Origin of the sequence: Arthrobacter sp. SAFR-023, from assembly GCF_051965295.1 — a bacterium.
In the GTDB taxonomy this organism is placed as follows: domain Bacteria; phylum Actinomycetota; class Actinomycetes; order Actinomycetales; family Micrococcaceae; genus Arthrobacter.
Window position 1 is genome coordinate 310,006 of sequence record NZ_JBQCMF010000001.1, and the last position, 21,335, is coordinate 331,340.

11 protein-coding genes and 2 tRNA genes are annotated in these 21,335 nt (G+C 67.4%); 3 read left to right on the top strand and 10 right to left on the bottom strand.

The window, feature by feature from the left end:
- The first annotated feature begins 42 nt into the window (after window positions 1-42).
- On the top strand, window positions 43-1,467 hold the full coding sequence (locus ACTHQX_RS01440; protein ID WP_440155327.1) for a cryptochrome/photolyase family protein: 1,425 nt from the start codon (window positions 43-45) through the stop codon (window positions 1,465-1,467).
- A gap of 41 nt (window positions 1,468-1,508) precedes the next feature.
- Here ACTHQX_RS01440 and ACTHQX_RS01445 read toward each other — a convergent pair whose 3' ends face one another.
- The 5 genes from ACTHQX_RS01445 to ACTHQX_RS01465 all read right to left on the bottom strand — a co-directional run bounded on the left by ACTHQX_RS01445 (window position 1,509) and on the right by ACTHQX_RS01465 (window position 7,460).
- A complete protein-coding gene (locus ACTHQX_RS01445) occupies window positions 1,509-2,444 on the bottom strand; it encodes a cytochrome b/b6 domain-containing protein (RefSeq protein ID WP_440155328.1) in 936 nt (311 codons plus the stop codon).
- Window positions 2,445-2,606: 162 nt separating this feature from the next.
- Window positions 2,607-2,683 (bottom strand) — tRNA-Met (locus ACTHQX_RS01450).
- A gap of 216 nt (window positions 2,684-2,899) precedes the next feature.
- Window positions 2,900-2,973, bottom strand: a tRNA-Met gene (locus ACTHQX_RS01455).
- A gap of 208 nt (window positions 2,974-3,181) precedes the next feature.
- Window positions 3,182-6,169, bottom strand: coding sequence for a UPF0182 family membrane protein (locus tag ACTHQX_RS01460; protein WP_440155329.1), 2,988 nt, complete (start codon window positions 6,167-6,169; stop codon window positions 3,182-3,184).
- Between the two features lie 130 nt (window positions 6,170-6,299).
- Window positions 6,300-7,460 (bottom strand): YlbL family protein, encoded by a 1,161-nt coding sequence (locus ACTHQX_RS01465; RefSeq protein ID WP_440155330.1) that lies wholly within the window; start codon window positions 7,458-7,460, stop codon window positions 6,300-6,302.
- Between the two features lie 222 nt (window positions 7,461-7,682).
- Here ACTHQX_RS01465 and ACTHQX_RS01470 point away from each other — a divergent pair, with 222 nt between their 5' ends.
- Window positions 7,683-9,113, top strand: a complete 1,431-nt coding sequence (locus tag ACTHQX_RS01470; RefSeq protein WP_440155331.1) for a zinc-dependent metalloprotease — start codon at window positions 7,683-7,685, stop codon at window positions 9,111-9,113.
- 16 nt (window positions 9,114-9,129) lie between these two features.
- Here the strand turns inward: ACTHQX_RS01470 and ACTHQX_RS01475 are convergent, their stop codons facing one another.
- The 3 genes from ACTHQX_RS01475 to nudC form a co-directional block, all read right to left on the bottom strand.
- The gene (locus tag ACTHQX_RS01475; RefSeq protein ID WP_440155333.1) at window positions 9,130-9,777 is read right to left on the bottom strand and encodes a M48 metallopeptidase family protein; all 648 of its coding nucleotides are present in this window, start codon (window positions 9,775-9,777) and stop codon (window positions 9,130-9,132) included.
- Window positions 9,777-11,909: an ATP-dependent DNA helicase UvrD2 gene (locus ACTHQX_RS01480; protein ID WP_440155334.1), complete on the bottom strand. Its 2,133-nt coding sequence runs from the start codon at window positions 11,907-11,909 to the stop codon at window positions 9,777-9,779. Before ACTHQX_RS01480 ends, ACTHQX_RS01475 begins: the two co-directional genes overlap by 1 nt.
- 86 nt (window positions 11,910-11,995) lie before the next feature.
- Window positions 11,996-13,048: an NAD(+) diphosphatase gene (gene nudC / locus ACTHQX_RS01485; protein ID WP_440155336.1), complete on the bottom strand. Its 1,053-nt coding sequence runs from the start codon at window positions 13,046-13,048 to the stop codon at window positions 11,996-11,998.
- 164 nt (window positions 13,049-13,212) lie between these two features.
- Between nudC and ACTHQX_RS01490 the strand changes: the two genes are divergently transcribed.
- Complete coding sequence (locus tag ACTHQX_RS01490) at window positions 13,213-14,577, top strand: phosphotransferase (RefSeq protein WP_440155338.1); 1,365 nt, start codon at window positions 13,213-13,215, stop codon at window positions 14,575-14,577.
- Here ACTHQX_RS01490 and ACTHQX_RS01495 read toward each other — a convergent pair.
- The gene (locus tag ACTHQX_RS01495) at window positions 14,574-18,041 is read right to left on the bottom strand and encodes an ATP-dependent helicase (protein ID WP_440155340.1); all 3,468 of its coding nucleotides are present in this window, start codon (window positions 18,039-18,041) and stop codon (window positions 14,574-14,576) included. The two genes, ACTHQX_RS01490 and ACTHQX_RS01495, sit on opposite strands and share 4 nt — an antisense overlap.
- On the bottom strand, window positions 18,038-21,286 hold the full coding sequence (locus ACTHQX_RS01500) for an ATP-dependent helicase (protein WP_440155493.1): 3,249 nt from the start codon (window positions 21,284-21,286) through the stop codon (window positions 18,038-18,040). Before ACTHQX_RS01500 ends, ACTHQX_RS01495 begins: the two co-directional genes overlap by 4 nt.
- Between the last annotated feature and the right edge of the window lie 49 nt (window positions 21,287-21,335).

Here is a 21,335-nt window from a genome sequence, read left to right on the forward strand (position 1 = left end):
GATCCCGGCCTCTGCCGTTTCCGGGACGTGTAGCGTGAATCCATGGCTTCCACCATTGTCTGGCTCCGCGACGACCTGCGACTCGACGACAATCCCGCCCTCGCGGCCGCGGCTGCACTGCCGGATCCGGTGACGGTGGTGTACATCCTGGATGAAGACTCCCCCGGCATCCGCCCGCTGGGCTCCGCAGCGAGGTGGTGGCTCCACCACTCCCTGTCCGCCCTCGCCGGCAGCCTCGAAGCGCACGGGTCCCGGCTGTTGCTGCGCCGGGGCACCGCCGCTTCGGTCATCGAGGATTTGGCGGCTGAGACCGGCGCCGGCCAGTTGTTCTGGAACCGGCGTTACAGCCAGCCGGAGCGCAGCATCGACGCCGGCATCAAGGAGTGGGCCGCCGGACAGGGCATCGAGACCACCAGCTTCCAGGCAAACCTGCTGTTCGAGCCGTGGACGGTGCGCACCGGTTCAGGCGAGCCATACAAGGTCTTCACACCGTTCTGGCGTTCCTGCCTGGCTGGTGCGGAACCCCGCCTTCCCGCCGATGCCCCTGGCCACTTGCCGCAGCCCGCAGCCGGAACGTCCGGCCGCCCGCCGGCCGGTGACCGGCTCGACAGTTGGCGGCTCCTCCCCCGCAAGCCGGACTGGAGCGGCGGTCTCGCCGCGACGTGGACCCCGGGCGAGGACGGCGCCCACAACCGGCTGGACAATTTTCTCGACGGGCCCGTGGAGGACTATGGCAGGGGCCGGGACCTCCCGGGCGTCGAGGGCACCAGCCGCCTCTCGCCGCACCTGCGCTTCGGCGAGATCAGTCCCTTCCGTGTCTGGCATTCCCTGCGGGAACGCTTTCCCCGCAACGCGCCGGCCGACGTCGGGATCTTCCGCAGCGAGCTCGGCTGGCGGGAGTTCTGCTGGCAGCTTCTGTACGAGAATCCGGACCTGGCCACCCAAAACTACCGCCGGGAGTTCGACCACTTTGCCTGGCAAACGCCGTCGGACGCCGAACTGGAGGCCTGGCAGCAGGGGCACACCGGTTATCCCCTGGTGGACGCCGGCATGCGGCAGCTGTGGCAGACCGGCTGGATGCATAACAGGGTCCGGATGGCTGCGGCGTCGTTCCTGGTGAAGAACATGCTGGCGGACTGGCGCGTGGGCGAAGCGTGGTTCTGGGACACCCTGGTCGACGCCGACGCAGCGAACAACCCGGCTAACTGGCAATGGGTGGCGGGTTCTGGCGCGGACGCGTCGCCTTACTTCCGCATTTTCAACCCGGTGACGCAGAGCAAGAAGTTCGACGCCGGTGGCAGTTACCTCCGCGGCTACATACCGGAACTCGCGGACCTGGATGACAGGACGGTGCACGAGCCGTGGAAGAACCCGGCGGCGGCTTCGGGCTACCCCGAACCGCTGGTGGGCCTGCAGGAATCGCGGGAAAGGGCGCTGGACACTTACCAGCGGCTCAAGGACCGGTGAACGAGCATGTGAACAAGAGGGCGCGCAGCGACGCCGCTGAGCTAGCGGCTGGTGACCTTACCCATGAGGGACGCGATCGGACGCAGGAACAGGGGCCGGGCCAGGAACCACGCCGCAACCATCACCGCAACTGATGCGACGAAGAACCAGAAACCGACCCAGCTCACGTCGTCGCTGCCGCCGTACATGTGGTTGAGGTTGCGGAGCGCGCCCGTGGCCAGGACCAGGAAGACGTGGACCACAATGAAGGCCACAAAGTAGATCATCACCGGGAAGTGCACTGCACGGGCGGCTTCGATGGGGAAGGCCCTGTTCAGCCCGGAGGCCTTTTTGGGCCACGCGGCGGACATGCGCAGGCCCGTGATGAAGGCCAGCGGAGCGGCGATGAACACGGTGGCGAAGTAGGTCAGCAGCTGCAGGGCGTTGTAGTTGACCCAGCCGTTCTCCGTGGGCCAGTTCAGTGAAGCGTACTGCAGGGCGGCCGAGACGGCGTTCGGGAAAACGTCCCAGGATGTGGGAACGATCCGCGTCCACTGTCCGGTCGCGAACAGCAGGATCACAAAGACGAGCCCGTTCAGGATCCACAGCGCATCAAGCGTGAGGTGGAACCAGAGCTCCAGGCTGATCTTGGTGGGAGCCGTCCGGGTTTTAATAAGGCCCTTGTTGTTCCGGGTCCAGTAGCCGCCGGGGCGGGTGGTGGTACGGACCTGCCAGCCCGAACGGATGATGAGCAGCAGGAAGAAGGCGTTCAGGAAGTGCTGCCAGGCCAGCCAGGCCGGGAAGCCGACGGGGGCGGCGGCGGGAAGCTCGGATTGTCCGGGGTAGTCCTCCATGAAGGAGGCAACGGCGGTCAGTCCGGTGATCCACTTTGCGAGGAGCACCACCAGCACCAGTGCCACGAGCGCTGCAGGCACCGCCCAGTACAGCCTGGCGCGCTTGCCCCTGGCAGTGCCGGACTTGTTCTTCGTTGTGGACATCGAGCTATCCATTCCTCTCGAGAATGACTGACCAGTGGAGGCGCCCTGCGCCGGCCAGGAATTCCGGGCCCTGCGAAAGAGAATACTAGGAACCCCGAGCACATGAACAAATGCTCCGGTAATGCAGAAAGCCCCGGCCACATTGTGGCCAGGGCTTCCCTCTGGTTGCGGGGACAGGATTTGAACCTGTGACCTCTGGGTTATGAGCCCAGCGAGCTACCGAACTGCTCCACCCCGCGTCGCTTGATCAACAATACCCTACTTTTGCGGAGGCTTTGACCACTGCTGTTTTTGCGGGGCCCCGCGCCTGTTTTATGGGCACCCCGCCGGACCGGGAGGCGCCCTCCCAGGCAAAAACCCCCGCGCCACCAAGATGGTGCTATGAAAATCGGGCACGGAAAAGCAGACAACAAAAGACCCGGACCACCATGCGGTGATCCGGGTCTTTTCTTCAGTTGCGGGGACAGGATTTGAACCTGTGACCTCTGGGTTATGAGCCCAGCGAGCTACCGAACTGCTCCACCCCGCGTCGCAAGAACTACTCTACCGGCCGGTGAACAGGGGACCAAATCCAAACGACGTGATCTGCGTCTCGGGACCCCTGGGCCCCTCCCATACGCGAAAGGCCGGTCCTCCCCGCGGACCAGTTCAGTCGCGGGGAGGGCCGGCCTTTCACTCCATCAGTTGCCGCTCGGTTAGCGGCTCTCAGTCAGTGGCTGTCAGTTAGTGGCTGCCAGTCAGCTGCTGGGTGTCGGCGTCGGCGTCGCGGACGGCGAGGTCTGGCTGCTGGCCGTGCCTGTACTGCCAATCCTGGCCTCGGCGTCGAGCGCCTTCTTTAGTGCCGCTGACAGCTTCTTCTGCTGCTCGCCGTACGCCGCAAAGTCACCCTTGGCCAGCGCCTCCTGGCCGGCCTTGATGGCCGCGTTTGCTTCATCCAGCGCCGCCTTCAGCGCCGCCTTGGCGTCCGCCGCGGGAGCCGGAGTGGCGCCACCGCCCCCGGGTGGTGCGGGCGTCTGCCCGTTGTTGTCGGAGTCACCGGCCGTCGCCCCGGACCGGCCCCCAAACAGCTGGTTGAGAGCCTCGTCCAAGGTGGGCGCGAACCCGATCTTGTCGCCAAAGGCCACCAGCACCCTCTGCAGCGTCGGATAGGACGTTTCACCCGTGGACTTCAGGTACACCGGCTGGATGTAGAGCATGCCCCGGCCGGCAGGAAGCGTCAACAGGTTGCCGTTGAGCACATCCGATGCGCCCTGCCGCAGCAGGTTCAGCGCCTGCGAGACGGTGGGATCCGAGTTGAATTTGTTCTGTGCCTGGCCGGGGCCCGGCACCTGGGCTTCGGGCGGAACCTGCAGCAGCCGGAGCTGCCCGTAGCTGTCCGCCTTGACGCCCTTCTTCGAGCCCGCGTCCGAATCCGCCGCGAGGAAGCCGTAGAGGACGTTGCGGGCGTTGTTGTTCACCACCTGCGGAATGTAGGACGACGTCAGCTGGAACGCCGGTGCCTTCTGGTCCGGCATCTGCAGCGACATGTAGAACGGCGGCTGCTTGACCTCCTCGGACACGGTGGGATCGTTCGGAACGCTCCACGCGTCGTCGTTCTTGTAGAAGCTCACAGGGTCCGTCACGTGGTAGCGGCCCAGCAGCTCACGCTGCACCTTGAACAGGTCCTCCGGGTAGCGGACATGGCTCATGACAGCGGCGGACATCTCCGAATAGGGCTTCAGGGTAGAAGGGAACACCTTCTGCCAGGCCTTCAGGAGCGGGTCCTGATCGTCCCAGGCGTAGAGAGTGACCGAACCGTCATAGGCGTCAACCGTGGCCTTGACCGAGTTGCGGATGTAGTTGACCGAGCTGTTGGGCAGTGCCACGTTGCGGCCGGCAGTGGTCTGCGAATCCGTGGTGGCGTCGGAGAGCTGTTCCTGCTGCGAGTACGGGTAGTACTGGCTGGTGGTGTAGCCGTCCACGATCCACTTGACCCGGCCGTCAACGACGGCGGGGTACGCATTGCCGTCCACGGTCAGGTAGGGCGCCACCTTCTGCACGCGTTCACGCGGATTGCGTTCGTACAGGATCTGGGAGGCATCGTTCACGCCGTCTGACAGCAGCAGGTCCGAGGACTGGAACTTGATTGAGTACAGGACCTTGTTGAAGAAGCTGCCGACGTTCGGCCCGCCGTTGCCGGTGAAGGTGTATTGGGTCTCGCCGCCCTCCTTGGACGCCGGCCGGTCCTGCTCACGGTGCGCCGCGCCTTCCGGGGCACCCACAATCGAGTACTCCGGGGAGTCCTCGCCGAAGTAGATGCGGGGTTCGTAGGTCTGGTCATTGCCGAGGACACCGGTGGACGGGATGCCGGACTGCAGGAACTCCGGCTTTCCGTCGGCCGTGAACTTGTTGCCCTTCGCGGCGACCACGCCGTAGCCGTGGGTGTAGACGATGTGGCGGTTCAGCCAGGACTGCTGGTCGGCGGCGAGGCCGTCCGGGTTCAGCTCGCGCACGGCGATGACGGTGTCCTGCATCTTGCCGTCCACCATGTACCTGTCGACGTTGAGCGCCTTGGGGAACTGGTAGTACGGGCGGAACTGCTCGAGCTGCGAGAAGGCGTCCGAAATCAGGTTGGGGTCAAGGAGCCGGATGTTGGCCGTGGTCTGGGCGTCCGGGGCCAGGGCGCCGGCGGTCGTGGTGGTGGTGGCGTTGTACCGCTCCACCTTCACCTGGTCCAGGCCGTACGCTGCCCGGGTCATGCCGATGTTGCGCTCGATGAACTTCCGTTCAAGGGTCTGCTCGGACGGCCGGACCTGGAACTGCTGGATGACCCACGGGTAGACGCCGCCGGCAAGGATGGAGGTGATGACCAGCATCGCCGTGCCGATGACCGGAAGCCGCCACTTGCCGATGACGGCTGCGACGATGAAGAGGATGGCGACCAGTGCTGCCGCCACGGCCAGAATCGCCTTCGTGGGGATGACGGCGTTGACGTCGGTGTACAGCGCGCCGGCCCAGCGGCCCCCGCTGTTCTGCAGTGCAGAGTAGCGGTCCAGCCAGAAGTTGATGCCCAGCAGAACCAGGAACGAAGCGCCGGTGACAGCGAGGTGGATCTGCGCGGCGCGGCTGGTGAAGATGCCGCGTTCCATGATCCTGATGCTGCCGTAGAGGTAATGCGTGAGGATGCCTGCGATGCCGGCCACGATGGCCACGCTGATCAGGAACCCCGTGACAAAGCCCAGGAACGGCAGCGTCATCAGGTAGAAACCGATGTCCAGTCCGAACTCCGGATCGTTCTGGCCGAAGGACTCCTGGTTGAAGAACAGCATGACCTTTTGCCATTGGCTGGAGGCGGCGCTGCCGGCGAAGAGCCCGAACAGCACAGGCAGCCCGATCATGACCACACGCCGCACGGGTTCGAGCTGCGCCTGGTAGCGGTTGAGGTTATCCCGGATTTCCGAGTCCGGCGCGTAGACGGGCCGGGCGTGGTAGGCGATGCGGATCGCGTAAAATACGGCCGCGAACATAATAAGGAAGCCGGCGGCAAAAATGCCGATCCGCGCCAGGTTCTCCGTCAGGAACACTTCGAAGTAGCCAAGCTGCTGGTACCACAGGACGTCCGTCCACACATTGGCGAAGAAGATGAACCCAACAACAACCAGCGCAACGACGATGAGCGTGGGCGTCAAGGCACCTCGCCTTGTCTGGAGTTTTCCGGGCGGGGTGGGGCTGGCAGGACGGGACAAACTCGTACCTCATAGCTTTTGTCAGTTGCTGGTATTAATTTTAAGTTTTCAGTGGAACGCCTGCATAGCGCCGGCACCGGCTGTCAATAAGTGCCACGAGCGGGCCGGAGCCTTAGTTCCTCGATTTAGTCTAGTTGTTGGTGCAGCCCGGAAGGCCCGACGTGTCGGCGCCCTTGGCGGCCAGCTCGACGGCAGATTTTGCCTCGTCCAGGTTTTCCACCTTGACCACCTGCAGCCCGTCCGGAATATGCCCCACAACTTCTGCGCAGTTCGCCGCCGGGGCCAGGAACAGGGTGGCGCCGTCGGCCCGGGCACCGTGCATCTTCACCGCGATACCGCCGATCGGGCCCACCACGCCGTCGGGGCTGATGGTGCCGGTCCCCGCGATGTGTTTTCCGCCGGTGAGGTCCCCGGGTGTCAGGGTGTCCATGATTCCCAGGGCGAACATCATCCCGGCGCTCGGGCCGCCCACTTTGTCCAGGGATATCTTCACGTCGAACGGGAAGGTGAAGCGGTACTGGAGCAGCACGCCCAGGATGTACCGTCCGGACGGGTTCTTCGCCGGCGTCACGGTTTCCGTGACCTGCTTGCCGTCCCGGCTTACGACGACGACGGCGGGCTTTCCCTTTCCGGCGGCCAGTTCATCCTGGATCACCTCCAGTGAGGTGACAGGTTTGGCGTTGATGGAGGTGAAGGTGTCCCCCGCCTGCAGCTTGCCCTGCGCGGCCGAGCCCTCGGACAGATCCGCCACTTCGAGCTTCTGCCCGTAAGGAATGTCGAGCCCCTTCAGCGCCGCCGCCACCGCGTTCTCCTGCGACGTGGCCATGGCCACGGCACTCTCCTGCTGGGATTTTTCCTTGGTCACACCCGTCGGGAAGATCAGTTCCTCGGGATACACCGCTTTGGAGCCGTCCAGCCAGGCCGAGAACGCCTCAAAGACGCTGACGGGACCGTTGGGGCCCCCGTCGACGTAGACAGTGGTGAGATCGAGGTTCCCCTTCGCCGGGAACGTCTCGCGGCCGGAAACGCTGATCACTGGCGTCGTATTCTCCGTGCCCAGGGTGTTGAAGGTCGGCCCGGGCGATTCCACCACATACGGGACCGGCAGGACGGCGGCCGTCACACCCAGCCCGAGGGCCAGGAGCCCGGACAACGTCATGGCGGAGATGCGGGGATCCCTGCCCCGGGCACGCCGGGACCGGCGGGCGTCCCCGGTTCCGTCGGGATTCCCGCCACCGGCGGCGGGCGCCGGGGACTCCTCTGCGGGCTGGCCGCCCTTGGTAATCGTCACTGAAGGACCTCTCCGCACCGCGTCGTTCAGCGCTGCACCTCGGCCGCGGCCCGGCGGACGGCCGGGGCGCAGCCTACATACGTTCCGGCTTCTAACAGTACGCGTCCGGGCCTGCCGTTAGCTCTTTGCCTACAGCGAACGTCCCCGCTTTCGGCAGACAGCCGCTCCTGCACAGGGGTAGCGTGAAGTTGATTAATAGTCACACCGACGATCGGCGGGATCATGACCTCCAATCCACTCAATCCGTCCAATGGCGACGAAAATCCAAAGGATCCGCTCGCGGAGATGCTGCAGAACCTTATGGGCGGCAAGGGCCTGGGTGACATTGACCCCGCAGAACTGGCCAAAGCCGCCGGACTGCCGAATGATCCCAACCTGCTGGCCCAGATGTTCTCCCAGGTGCAGGCCATGATGAGCGCGCCCTCCGAGGGCCCGGTCAACTGGAAGCTCGCCCACGACAACGCCCGCCGCGTCGCCGCAGGCAGCTCCGACCCCTCGGTCACGTCCGCGCAGTCACGTGAAGTGGATGAGGCGCTGCGGCTAGCCGAACTGTGGCTCGACCAGGTCACGGACCTGCCAGCTACGGGCCTCATCGGCAAGGCGTGGTCCCGCGCCGAATGGGTGGAGGAGACACTCGGCACCTGGAAGCGTCTGACGGAGCCCGTGGCCAACAGTGTGGCCAACGCCCTCTCCACCGCCATGACGGAGCAGATGCCGGAGGAGATGAAGTCCATGATGGGCGGCGCCTCGTCCATGCTGCAGAACGTGGGCGGTGCCATCTTCGGCATGCAGTTGGGCCAGGCCATCGGTGCCCTGTCCACCGATGTGGTCAGCTCCACGGACATTGGAGTTCCGTTGGCCGATCTGGAGATGGCGCTGCTTCCCGGCAACGTGGCCAAGTTCGGCGAGGGCCTCAGCCTTCCCGAAAACGACATCCGGCTCTTCCTCGCCGTCCGCGAGGCCGCCCATGCCCGCCTGTTCGTCCAGGTTCCGTGGCTGCGCGGGCACCTGCTGGGTGCCATTGAGGCCTACGCCCGCGGCATCCACATCGACACGTCCCGGATCGAGGAGCTGGCGCGGGACCTTGATCCCAGCAACCCGGAGGGGATCCAGGAGGCCCTTTCGCAGGGCGTCTTCATGCCGCAGCGCACGCCGGAACAGGACCAGGCCCTGCAGAAGCTGGAGACGGCCCTTGCCCTCGTCGAGGGGTGGGTGGACGAGCTCACCGCTGCCGCCACCGAGAAGGTCCTCCCCTCTGCTGCAGCGCTCCGCGAAACGGTCCGCCGCCGCCGGGCCACCGGTGGTCCCGCGGAACATGCGTTCGCTTCGCTCGTCGGGCTGGAGCTGCGGCCCCGCCGGCTCCGCGAAGCCGCCACGCTGTGGGCGTCGCTCAAGGCCGAGCGCGGCATCGACGGCCGCGACGCCATCTGGAAGCATCCGGACCTGCTCCCCACCGCCGAGGATCTTGACGATCCCCAGGGATTCAGCGAACGCCGCAAGCTCGCCGAGGCCAGTGACAGCGAAGTGGACGATGCCCTCCAGAAGCTGCTAAACGGCGGCTTTGACAGCCCCGCTGAGGGCGCTGGAGACAAGACCGATGAGGACGAAGGCGAAAAGCCTTCCGACGACGGGGACGACGCGCAGAAGAGCTAGGCCTGCATCAGCCGAACTAGAGGCCGACGTCGAAGGGCAACCGCCCGGCGTCGGCCTCTTCTGTCTGTCCTGTTTCGCCGGCCGGCAGGCCGCGCGACGTGGCGAACGCCACGCCCTCCAGGAAAGCCTTGGCGCGCTCCGTTTCGGGGTAGGCCTCCAGCAGCTTCCAGAACGCCGCGTTATGGCCTGCCACCAGCAGGTGCGCCAGTTCGTGCAGCAGCACGTAGTCGATGACCCACTGCGGCATGGGCCGGAGCTTGTCTGAAAGCCGGATGGACCCGTCCGAGGGCGTGGCTGAACCCCAGCGGGAGTTTTGGTTGCTGACCCATCGGACCGATGTCGGGGCTGACCTGCCGCCCAGGTACCTGGCCGAGAGCTGAGCAGCGTGCGCGGCCAGCGCCGCGTCCGAGGAAGGCCGCCGCCCCGCACCGCTGGAACGCTTCTCCCCCTGGGTCCGGAGCTTCTCCAGCATCCGGTGCACCCAGTCCGCCTCCTGCGCCCGGGTGAAGTGGGCCGGGATGGCGACGACGGCGGTGCCGTTTTCCCAGAAGGCCGCGACCGTGCGGCGCCGGCGGGCAGAGCGACGGATCTCAACCGGAGCCCCGTCATGGGTGGTTAGTGGCCTGCCGGTCCCTTGCTTTCCGGGCATCTGTTTTCCGGGCATCAGAGGGTGCTGCTTTCCGTCAGCACCGCGAGGACTGCCTCGCCGTACCGCTCCAGTTTGGACGGGCCTACGCCCGCGAGCCCGGCCAGTTCCTCGAGCGAGGACGGCCGGGCTTCGGCGATGGCAGTCAGGGTTGCGTCGGTAAAAACAACGAAGGCCGGGACGTCGGCGGAGTGTGCGACTTCTTTACGCCATTCACGGAGCGCGTTGAACGTCTGCTCTTCATAGCTGGGGGGGCACTGGCTGCAGCGGCCAACCTTCCGCTCGGCTCCGCTGGCCAGCATGCTGCCGCAGACCCGGCAGGATGCGGGGGCGGCCGCCTTGCGGCGCGGCGCGGGTCCCCGTCCCCGTGCGGTCGAGCTGGCCACGGAGTCCGGACGGAGCCCGTCGAGAAAGCGGGACGGTTTCCGGTTGGCACGACCGCCGGGGGTCCGGGCGGTGGACCACGAGAGGGACAGGTGCTCGCGGGCCCGCGTGATGCCGACATAGAGCAGCCGGCGTTCCTCGTCCACCGCGGCGGGATCGTCCGCGAAGGAGATGGGCATGAGCCCTTCGCTCAGCCCCACGAGGAAAACCGCGTCCCATTCGAGGCCTTTCGCCGCGTGCAGGGACGCCAGCGTGACCCCTTGGACGGTGGGGGCGTGCTGGGCAACGGAGCGTTCCTGGAGTTCGTTGACGAAGTCAGCCAGGCCGAACTGCGGCCCGCGGTTCTGCGCCAGCTCGTCTGCCAGAGCCACCAGCGCGGCCAGGGATTCCCAGCGTTCCCGCAGGGCACCGCCGCTGTGCGGGGCGGTGTCGGTGTAACCCAGAGATGCGACGATGTCGCGTACCAGCTGGCCCAGCGGCTGCGGATCGGACTCGGATACGGCACGGGTGGCCGCACGGAGCTGGAGGATCGCGTCGCGGACCTCCTTCCGCGCAAAGAACCGCTCGCCGCCGCGCAGCTGGTAGCCGATCCCAGCGGACGCCAGAGCCTGCTCGTAGGCCTCTGACTGGCCGTTGGTCCGGAACAGGACAGCGATCTCACTCGCCGGCACGCCGTCGTCAAGGAGTGTGCGGATCTTGCCGGCGACCGTCGCAGCCTCGGCTTCGTCATCCGTGCATTCCGTGAATTGCGGCAGGGGTCCGGGGTTCCGCTGGGCCACGAGCTGCAGCGGCGTGGCCCAGGCAGCATCGGCCGCCGGCCCGCCGCTGCGGCGCGAGGCGAGGAGATCGTTGGCCAGCTTGACCACCTGCGGAGTGGAGCGGTAGTCCCGGACCAGCTTGACCACGTTCGCGTCCGGGTACTGTGCCTTGAACCCGAGGAGGTGCTTCGGGGATGCGCCGGTGAACGAATAAATGGTCTGGCTGGCGTCACCGACGACGCAGAGCTCGTTGCGGCCGCCGAGCCAGAGCTCCAGGAGCCGCTGCTGCAACGGGGAAACGTCTTGGTATTCATCCACCACGAAGTGCCTGTACTGTTCCCGAACGGTCGCCGCTACCTTGGGGTCTTCCTGCAGGATGCCCACAGTAATCAGGAGGACGTCCTCGAAGTCGATAACGTTGCGGTCGGTCTTCACGTCCTCGTAGGCCTGGAACACGCGGGCCACGGCCGTAAGGTCAAAGCCGCCCGGCGCGCCTCTGTCCAGTGCGTTTTCCAGATAGTTGGCAGGCGTGAGCATGGATACCTTGGCCCATTCAATCTCCGACGCAAGATCGCGGATGGAGGCACGGTCGGTGCTCAGCCGGAGCCGCCGGGCGGCCTCGGCGATCATCTGTGCCTTGTGGTCCAGAAGGTTGGGCAGCGCCCCGCCCACCGCCTGGGGCCAGAAAAACTGGAGCTGCCGCAGCGCGGCCGCGTGGAACGTCCTGGCCTGGACGTTTCCGACACCCAGGTCGCGGAGCCGGCTGCGCATTTCCGCTGCCGCCCGTGCCGTGAATGTGACCGCCAGCAGCCGTTGCGGACTGTAGACCCCTGAGTGCACGCCGTAGGCGATCCTGTGGGTGATGGCGCGGGTCTTGCCGGTGCCGGCACCGGCGAGCACGCAGAGCGGGCCGGTCAGGGTGGTGGCCACTTCCCGCTGCTCCGCGTCGAGGCCGCCTAGGATCCGGTCCTCCAGGGAGGCGTTGCCATCAGGATTTTCTGTCGTCACTTCTTGCTGCTTGCTTCGTGTGGGTGGATGGGCTGCTCCGCCATGGTGGCGTCAACGGTGTGCATGTTGCCGGCCGGGGGTGCCGGTCAGTCGTCAGCCGGACGGTCCTGGATCACGCCGCCGTACCAGTGTTCGATGAGGGACCTGGCGATGGAGAGCCGGGTGGAGATGGTAATTTCGCCGCTGAGCACTGCCTCCTGGAGTTCCTCCCGGCTGTACCAGCGCGCCCGGGTGACCTCGACGCCGTCGGGCTTTGCTTCTGTGTCATCGGTGACGGCTGTAAAGCCCAGCATGAGGGACGCCGGGAACGGCCACGACTGGGAGCCAAGGTACTGGCACGCCCGCACCCGCACGCCCACCTCTTCCTGGATTTCCCGGACGACGGCCTGTTCGAGGGATTCCCCGGGCTCGACGAATCCGGCCAGCGTGGAGTAGTTCTTCGCATCCAGCGGACCGCCGCCGCCCAGCAGGACGCGGCCGTCCGGGCCAACCACCGTGACGATGATGGCCGGGTCCGTGCGCGGGTAGTGTTCGGAGTTGTCGGCCGGGCACCGCCGGACCCATCCGCCGGCCTCCACCTTGGTGACGGCGCCGCACCGGGGGCAGTGGGTGTGGGTGGCGTGCCAGTTGGCAATGGCACTGGCCTCAACGAAAAGGGCGGTGTGCGTCGCGTCCAGCTGCGCGGCGACGTCCCGGAAGCCTTCCCAGGTGGCGTCGGCGGGCAGGCCGGCAGTACCGGGCTCCACCGGTTCCGGCAGAATGAAGAGCAGGACTCCCGTTCCGGCAGGCAGGTCTTCGGAGCCGAGGGCCGCGCCGAGATAGATGATGTGCGCAGGGCCGGACGCCGCCCCCTCGAGCTGGTCCAGCAGCGGCCGGGCCTCTGCCAGGACGAGGGCGTCCCCGTGGACCAGCGCCTGCCGGCCGGACAGGAGCATGGCCTTGGCGGTTCCCGCCGCCAGCAGGTCCGGAATCAGGCTTGGCCTCATCCGTTCAACCGACCCCCTGTTGACCATTGCGGGCCGAACCGGCAGCACTGTATCGAAGAGATGGTTAGCCGGCAGTTGGCCTGCCGGCAGCTGGTTTTCCGTGATGGCGCCCGCCGCTTGACCGACCGGCGCAGCGGCCTCCGCATGACTCATGTATCCACCGTACTGACTCGCAGTGACAATTTACATTTCGGGAGGGTAGCGGAAGGCCCGGACAGTGCGTTTCCACTCGCCTCGCGGTACCCATATTTGGGCGGATCTCAAGACTCGCCGCGACACATCATGGTCTTGGACGCCGCTCAATCTACCGTGGAACCGTGAGAAGAGAACCAATCGAACTGGCAGCTGTGGCCACCGCGGCAGTCCCCGGACTGAGCCCGACTGCAGTGAGCTCTGCCCCGGATGACCCGGCAGACTTTGATTCGGCCCTCCTTCTTGATGCCGAAGGCAAGCGCTGGCGCGTCCGCTCACCCCGGCACGCGGAAGCAAGCACCAGGCTGGAGACGGAGTTCCTGGTACTGCGTGCTTTCGCGCCCGCCATCCGGGCCGAACTGCCGTTTCTCATGCCGACCGTGGCCGGCACCGTCCGGCAGCAGGACCTGACCACCTTCGTGTACTCCCACCTCCAAGGCACCACTCGCACGGTCGAAGAGCTGACGGCGGGCCCGCAGGAGCTGGCGAAGGAGATCGGCACCGCACTGGCGGCCATACATGACCTGCCCCGCGCGCTGGTGAGCAACGCCGATCTTCCCAGTTACACCCCGAACGAGTTCCGGCAGCGCAGGCTCAACGAACTCGACATGGCCGCGACCACGGGCAAGATTCCAGCCCTCCTGCTCCGCCGCTGGGAGCACGCCATGGAAGACGTCTCGCTGTGGCGCTTCAACCCCTGCGTGGTGCACGGCGACCTGCACGAGGACAACCTGCTGGTCGAGGACCACCGCGTCACCGCAGTCACCGGCTGGACCGACCTGCGCATCGGCGATCCCGCGGACGACCTTGCCTGGCTCGTGGCCTCCAATGAGCACGAATTCGTCGACGCCGTGGTCAAGCACTACACCGCCAAGCGCCGCGACGCGCCGGACAACCACCTGCTGCGCCGCGCCGCGCTCTCGGCCGAGTTTGCGCTGGCCCAGTACCTCGTCAAGGGCATCGCGGCGGCCGACGCCGACATGATCGCCGAGGCCGAAGGCATGCTTTCCACACTGGCAGACGACATCGCCGAATACGGCGGCCAGCCCATCAGCGTGGAACCGCTGCCCCCGGCGAAGCCCGACTCCCCGCCAAGCGGCCAGGCGCCGGCCGCTCCCGGTCTCGTGGATGCCCCGGCGGCCACCGACATCTCGGAGGCCATGCCCGCCGTCCACGTCACGCCCATCCCCGTTGACGTGACACCGGTCCCGGTCGAGGTGACGCCCATCCCGGCCGAGGTGACGCCCATCCCGGCCGACGGGGAGAACGCCGGGGGCACCACCGACCAGCCGTCAGGGCAGGACGCCTCGGATAACGCACGGGAGGATGATGCGGCATTGGATGACGCGGCGGAGGATGCCGGCGCATCTGACAGTGCCCAATCCACCGGTGCGGAAGACGGGCCGCACGACGAGGCCCAGGCTCCGAAGCCCTCTGGCGCCGACACCTCCACCGTTGCCCTCACGGTGGTGGACGCGAAGACGACCTAGCCTTCGACGGCGGCGGTCACGATCCCTTCCAGCTCGGTGCCTGACGCGAGGTCGTGCGGGCGCACCACATGGTTGTCCGCCACGTAGAAGAAGGCAGCCCGGACCTCTTCCAGCGGCACGCCCTTAAGCCTGGCCCAGGCCAGCCGATAAACAGCCAACTGGATGCTCTTGGTCTTCAGTTGCCCTGCCGACGGCCGGCGGCCGGTCTTCCAGTCCACGAGGTCCCAGCCGCCGTCGGCGTCCCGGAACACTGCGTCAATTCGGCCGCGGACAACGACGTCGCCGATCCGGGTCTCCACGGGGACCTCCACATACGCGGGCGATCTGTGTGCCCACCGGGAGTTCCTGAAGGTAGCCACCATGTCGTCCAGGCCGTAGGCCTCGTCAATGTGGTTGTCAGAGCCGGGCGCTTCACCGAGATCCAGCATGCCCGCTGTTCCAAAGTACTCTTCCACCCAGGCATGGAAGGCAGTGCCCTTCCGGGCGGACATGCCCGGTTCTCGAGGGACAGGCCTCCTGAGCCGCTGCACCACGGCCTCGGCGTCCTCCCCCAGGTCCACCAGGGTGGACGCTGAAATGTGCCCGGGCAGGTGTACGTCGCGGCTCCTGGCCCGCCTGGCACGGCGTTCCAGAAGGAGGGCGGCTTCGCGTTCCCAGCCTGCCGTCTGGGGGCGGAGCCCCTGGCCCGCGGGGAGCCCCGGCGTACCGGCTTCCACCGCGGCGATCTCGGCGAGCAGCCGCTCCGCGGTTCGGTCCATCGCTTCCCGCCGTCCCGGCACAAGCCGCAACCGGTTCCCGCTGCGGGGGTCCACAGGTCCTTCCAGCGGATCATACGGCCAGGCCGCCACCTCCAGCTCCCGGGTCAGGGGACTTTCCTGTGGCAGGGATTCCTCGTCGACAGAGCCAGGGTGGATTTCCGCAGTTTCTTGTTCTGCCAGGGGCGCCAGCTCGGCGAGGAACGGCGACATCTCCGCTATCCCGCCACGTCCACCCACCCAGGCCCCACTGGATACCCAGAGCACGTGCTTGGCCCGGGTGTAGGCAACGTAGGCCAGCCTCCGTTCCTCAGCCTCCCCGTGGGCCTGGACGTCGGCCTTGAACATCTTCTCGGCGTCCAGCCACCCCTTCTGGTCCGGCTGGTCGAGATCCCACTGCGGAAGGTCGGCACGGTCCCCGCGCAGAGGCCAGGGCAGGGCCGCGGAGCCACTGCTCCACCTCGAGTCACGGCTGCTGGGGAACGCGCCCGAGTTCAGGCCGGGCACGAACACGACGTCCCATTCGAGACCCTTCGAGGCGTGCACGGTCAGAAGCTGCACGGCCTCGTGGTTGACGTCCCCGGGCGGCACGTCCAGGCCGCCCTCCTCCGATGCCGCCGCTTCCAGCCACGAAAGGAAGGCCAGGACGTCCACCCGCTGGGATGTCTGCAGGAACCCGGCGGCCGCGTCCTGGAACGCATCCAGGTTCCGCCGCGCCTGGTGGATGCTGAAGCCGGGCCTCGCGGCGACCTCGATGTCCAGCAGCATGGCCCGTTCGACCTCGCCCAGCAGGGTTGTCAGGTCTTCCCCCATCAAGGCCCGGAGCTGCCGCAGCTCCGTCCCCAGGCGCTGCAGCCGCTCCAGTGCAGGAGGGGTCAGGCTGCGGCCGTGCGCGGACGTCCACCCTTCCTTGGGCAGCCAGTCCAAGGCTTCGACGAGGCTTGCGGCATCGGTGATGTCGCCCTCGATAACGACGTCGGCGGCCTCCGGATCCTCGTCACCGGACGGATCGCTTCCGGCCAGGCCGCGGCCAGAATCAATCATGCCGCGGCCGTTTTCAATCATGCCGCGGCGCCGGGCCAGGAATGCGGACCAGTCCCGGAACGCCATGAGGTCGGCCGGACCGATCCGCCACCGCGCTCCGGCCAGGAGCCGCATCAAGGAATCCGACCGGCCTGGGTCGGCCAGGACCCTCAGCGTGGACACCAGGTCCACAATTTCGGGAGTGTCCAGCAGGCCTCCCAGTCCCACGATTTCGTACGGGATGCCTGTGGCCTCGAACTCCTTGCGGAGGCATTCCATCTGTGCGCGCCTGCGGCACAGGACGGCCATGGCCGGCTGAATGGGCGGTTCCGAGGAGGAACCGTCGAAATCCGTGGCCCTGAATCTGAGGAGGTCCTTGGCGATCGCCGCTGCTTCGTCTTCGTCGGTGGCAAAACGGCCGATGACCACCCGGCCCTGCACCGCCGCGGGGCTGGGCTGCAGCGCAGGCACCTCCACCGCCGCGCTGGAGGACCTTTGCCCGGCGGGCCCGGCCTGGGCCGCGGCGGCGCTGAGCGGCGCCGAGATCAGGTTGGCCGCGGCCAGGATGTTGCGGCCGTTCCGCCAGGCAGTAGTCAAGTATGAAACGGGGGCGGGACGCCGGGACGCCGTCCCTGACTGCCCGTCGTCGCAGACCGGAAACTCGTTGACGAAGTGGAACAGCTGCCCGGCAGAGGCCCCGCGGAAGCCGTAGATGGACTGGTTCGGATCACCCACGGCCGTGACGGCGTGGCCGTCCCCGAAGAGCCTGGAGAACAGCACCAGCTGGGCGTGCGACGTGTCCTGGAATTCGTCCAGCAGCACCACCTTGTAGCGCTGGCGCTCCATCTCGGCGGCCAGGGGCACCTCGCGGGCCACGCGTGCCGCGAGCGCCACGAGGTCGCCGAAGTCAAGGGCTCCGCGCGCTCTTTTGGCTTCGGCGTACCGCCCCACGAGCTCCGCCACGCTTGCCCGTGTCCGGAGCATGGCTCCGAGTTCGCCGGCGGCCTGGCTGGGGTTCTTCTTTGCCCCTGCCGCATATGGCAGGGCCTCGAACTCGGCGAGCCGCTGCATCAGCCAGTCCTGGACACCGTCCGGCTCCTGGAGGTGTTCCGCGCACTCCCCCGCGAGCTGAATGACGGCTTTGACGAGGGTGGACTTGGCCACCCTGAAGTGCGAGTACTCGCCGTCGAACGCTTCAACCACCTCACTGGCCAGCTGCCAGGCCTGTGCGCCGCCGAGCAGCACGACATCCCGCTCGATTCCGAGGCGCAGGCCGTAGTCGGAGACGATGCCGCTGGCAAACGAGTGGTAGGTGGAAACCTTCGGTTCCAGGGCATCGGCGCTGAGCAGTGCCCCTGCAGCGGCGCCCCCGGGGTCACCGGGGGTCCGCTGCAGGGCACTGAGCTTGGCGCGGATGCGGCTCGCCAGCTCGCCGGCAGCTTTCCGCGTGAAGGTCACACCGAGGACTTCCTCCGGCCTGACCCAGCCGTTCGCGACCAGCCAGACGACGCGGTCGGCCATGGTGGCAGTCTTGCCCGAGCCCGCGCCGGCGATGACGAGCCGGGGCGCAAGCGGCGAGGAGATGATGGCCGACTGTTCCGCGGTGGGCAGGTTTTTCTCCCCCAGCAGGACGGTCAACTCTTCGGGACTGAATCTGGGCTCGGGCAGCTCCGCCGTCCGGCTCATTCGGTAACCTGCTTTCCCCGCGCACACAGCGGACATACTTCCGGCAACCGGCAGCCGTGGCCGCCGAAACCGGCCTTGGCCGCATCGTGCCGGGCTTCAAATTCGTAGCCGGACATCACCGCGGCTGCGTCGTTCACCATTTCCATCGCCCAGTTGTCCGCCGGATCCAGGGGATCCTGGTGCTGGATACCCGGGCTCTTGGTGGTTGTGCCCAGCTGGGCCAGCACGGCGCCGCCGGGCTGCGGATCGGCCCCGGATGCGGCGGCGGCACCAAAACCGCCGGCCAGAACGGCCGCCTGGTAGGCGCCCAGCTGCGGGTGCCTGCCCAGTTCGGCCTTGCCCGGCTGCCGTTTGCCCGTCTTGAGGTCGACGATCACCAGCCGCCCTTCGCCATCGATCTCCAGCCGGTCCACCTGTCCGCGCAGGACGGCTGACCGGGGTCCTGCATCGGTGGGAACATCACCGCGTGGCACAGCGCCGGGCTCGGGCAGACTCACCTCGAAGTCCTGCTCGACGCCGGCCAGGCGCCGGCCCTCGCTGCGCATGACCAGGATGTACTGCGCGAGTTTCCGGACCATGGCTTCCGCCCTGCGGAAGTCGAGTTTGCCTTCCCAGTTGTCCTTCATGCCCAGGGTGGGCCAGCGCTGGACGAGTTCGGCAAGGTATTCAGCTCCGCTGGCGTCGGGGAGGTCCTGGGCGATGGCGTGCACCAGGGTGCCGAGGCTGCGGGCGAAGTCCGTTGCTGCCTCGCCCCCGGCGGCCTGGACGAACCAGTCCAGCGGCGATTTCTGCACCGATTCCACCTTGGACGGCGACACATAGACGGTGCCGCCCGGAGGCACAACCCGGTCCACGGACGTCAGTGGGGCCAGCCCCCACCAGGTATCCGGATGGGCTCCGGGAACTTGCGGCTCCGCCGAGGCAAGCCGGGCCAGGACGCGCACGGCCTCGTCCGCTTCTGTGGCCAGCCTGCCGTCCAGCTGGGCGTACTGGCGGAGTTCGGCCACGAGCGCTCGCAGCGTCAGGGGCCGTTCCACCGGGGTGAAGCCGCGCCCCTCCTGGTCCGGCAGCAGCGGCGCGACGTAGTCCAGGAAGGAGGACGGCTGCTCATCTTCCGACGACACGGCGGTGCACAGCAGCACGTCCTTGGCCCGGGACACCGCCGTGGAAAAGCTGCGGAGTTCGTCGTAGCGGATCTCCCGCAGCCGGCTCAGCGGGCCGAGCTGGAGCGCATACTCCACGCCATGTTCTACGGCGTCCGCGAACAGTGTGCTGCCAAGGAGCTCGCCGCGGAGGCGGGTATTGGGCCAGACGCCCTCCTGCAGGCCGGCGACGATGACGAACGGCCATTCCCGGCCTGCGGCGCTGGCAGGCGTCATGAGCTCAACGGCGTCGTCAACCTGGGCACGCGCCGCGAGGGTGTCCATAGGCAGTTCCTGGTTGAGCAGGTATTCGAGGAACTGTTCGGGGCCGGATCCGGGCATCTGGTCCACGTAGCGCTCGGCCGTGTGGAACAGCGCCATCATGGCGTCCAGGTCCCGGTCCGCGCGCGCTCCAACCAACCCGCCGGCAAGGGCTGCGGCCGTCCATGCTGACGCCAGGCCGGTGGAGTGCCAGAGGGCCCACAGCACTGTCTCTGCGTTGGCTCCGGGGGCAGTGACGGCCTTCCGGCCGGCCTGGATCATCCGTGCGACCCTGCGGGCCGAGCGGCCCTCGATGCCGAGTGAGCCTAGCGCGCCGGGTTCAAGGAGCGCCTCCACCAGCAGGGAATCGCTGGAGCGGCCGCCGCCGCCCAGCAGTTCCTCCCGCCGGAGCGACTGCCGGAGCCGGCGCAGCTCGAGGGACGTTGCCCCGCCGATCCGGGAGGTGAGCAACGACACCGCGGATTCCGGCGTAAGGACTTCCGGATCCAGAGCCACCGCGTAGGCGTCGAGCAGCGGACGGACGGCCACTTCATCGCGAACAGCAGATTCAGCCACCGGGATCCGGACCGGAATCCCCTGGCCGGAGAGGTAACGCTGCAGCTGGCTGAGCTGGCCGCCGTTCCGGACAATGACGGCAATGTCCTCGAACGACCGCCCGTCCCTGAGATGCGTGTCGAGAATCCTTTGGGCCACATAGCGCAGTTCGTGCACCGCGGAGGGCAGAAGGTGCGCTTCCACGGTGCCGCCTGCCGGCGGGGTGGCGTCAGCGGGCTCCCCGGCAATATCAGCAGGGTCGGACCCAACCGGGTCCAGACGGCGTGCGAGCTGGCCGCCTGCGCGGAGAGAAATCCGGTCCGCCACACCGAGCCAGGCCCGGGCTACCGCCGGCTGATGGCGGTGGGCACGGGACAGCGGCTTCTCAAGGGCTGTCCGTTCCTCGCCGGCGAGCAGGCCCGGGAGCTCAGCCACGAGGTCCGGCCGCGCTCCGCGGAACCCCTGTACCACCGTGTCCGGTGCGGACGTCACGTAGACATCCTTGCCGGCGGCCACATCGGCCAGGAGTTCGAAGACGGCCGGATTGGCTTCCTGGATGTCGTCCACAAGAATCAGCTGGAGACGGTCGCGTTCAGCCGCCAGGAAGTCCGGGAAATCCTGAAAGAGCTGGCGGGCTGCCGTGATGATGCCCGCGGGATCGAACGCCTCCGGCATGCGGAGGTCGAGGACATCGCGGTACTCGGCGTAGAGCGCCGCAGCGGCGATCCAGTCCGGCCGTCCGCACGCGTGGCCCAGGCCAGCGAGGTCCTCGGCGGTGCGGCCCGACTCTGTGATCCGGTCGAAGAGCTGGCGGACCTCGTGCCGGAACCCGCGCGTAGGCAGGGCGGCCGTGAGGTCATCGGGCCAGGGCAGGCCGAGGCCCGGCAGGGCGTGGCCCTCGAGCAGCTCCTTGATAATGAGGTCCTGCTCGGGGCCTGACAGGAGCCGCGGCGCCTTCGACAGCGGCAGGAGCCCTTCCGCCTTGGCACGGCGGATGAGGTCAAAGGCATACGCTGCCCAGGTGCGGGCCGGGGTGGTGCTCAGGCTCCGGTTCAGCCTGGCAGTAAACCGGTCCCGCAGAGTGTCGGCCGCGAGCCGTCCGGGGGCGAGAATGAGGATTCGCTCGGGGTCCACCCCTTCCGCCTCCACCCTGCGGATTGCCGCTTCGATGAGCACGGTGGATTTGCCGGTGCCGGGCGCTCCGGGGACCAGTACGGGGCCAGCTCCCCGGGGCACTTCGACGGCGGCCCGCTGGTCCGCTGTGAGGACCGGAACCCGGGAGTGCACTTGGCGGGGGGGCAGCAAACGAAGACCCGCAGGGCGAAACGGGGCGGCG

What these genes read in the sequence shown, in the direction of transcription:
- ACTHQX_RS01470 (WP_440155331.1), top strand. Translation starts at nt 7,683, where the DNA reads ATGACCTCCAATCCACTCAATCCGTCCAATGGCGACGAAAATCCAAAG.
- ACTHQX_RS01440 (WP_440155327.1), top strand. Translation starts at nt 43, where the DNA reads ATGGCTTCCACCATTGTCTGGCTCCGCGACGACCTGCGACTCGACGAC.
- ACTHQX_RS01495 (WP_440155340.1), bottom strand. Translation starts at nt 18,041, where the DNA reads ATGAGCCGGACGGCGGAGCTGCCCGAGCCCAGATTCAGTCCCGAAGAG.
- ACTHQX_RS01445 (WP_440155328.1), bottom strand. Translation starts at nt 2,444, where the DNA reads ATGTCCACAACGAAGAACAAGTCCGGCACTGCCAGGGGCAAGCGCGCC.
- nudC (WP_440155336.1), bottom strand. Translation starts at nt 13,048, where the DNA reads ATGAGTCATGCGGAGGCCGCTGCGCCGGTCGGTCAAGCGGCGGGCGCC.
- ACTHQX_RS01475 (WP_440155333.1), bottom strand. Translation starts at nt 9,777, where the DNA reads ATGCCCGGAAAACAGATGCCCGGAAAGCAAGGGACCGGCAGGCCACTA.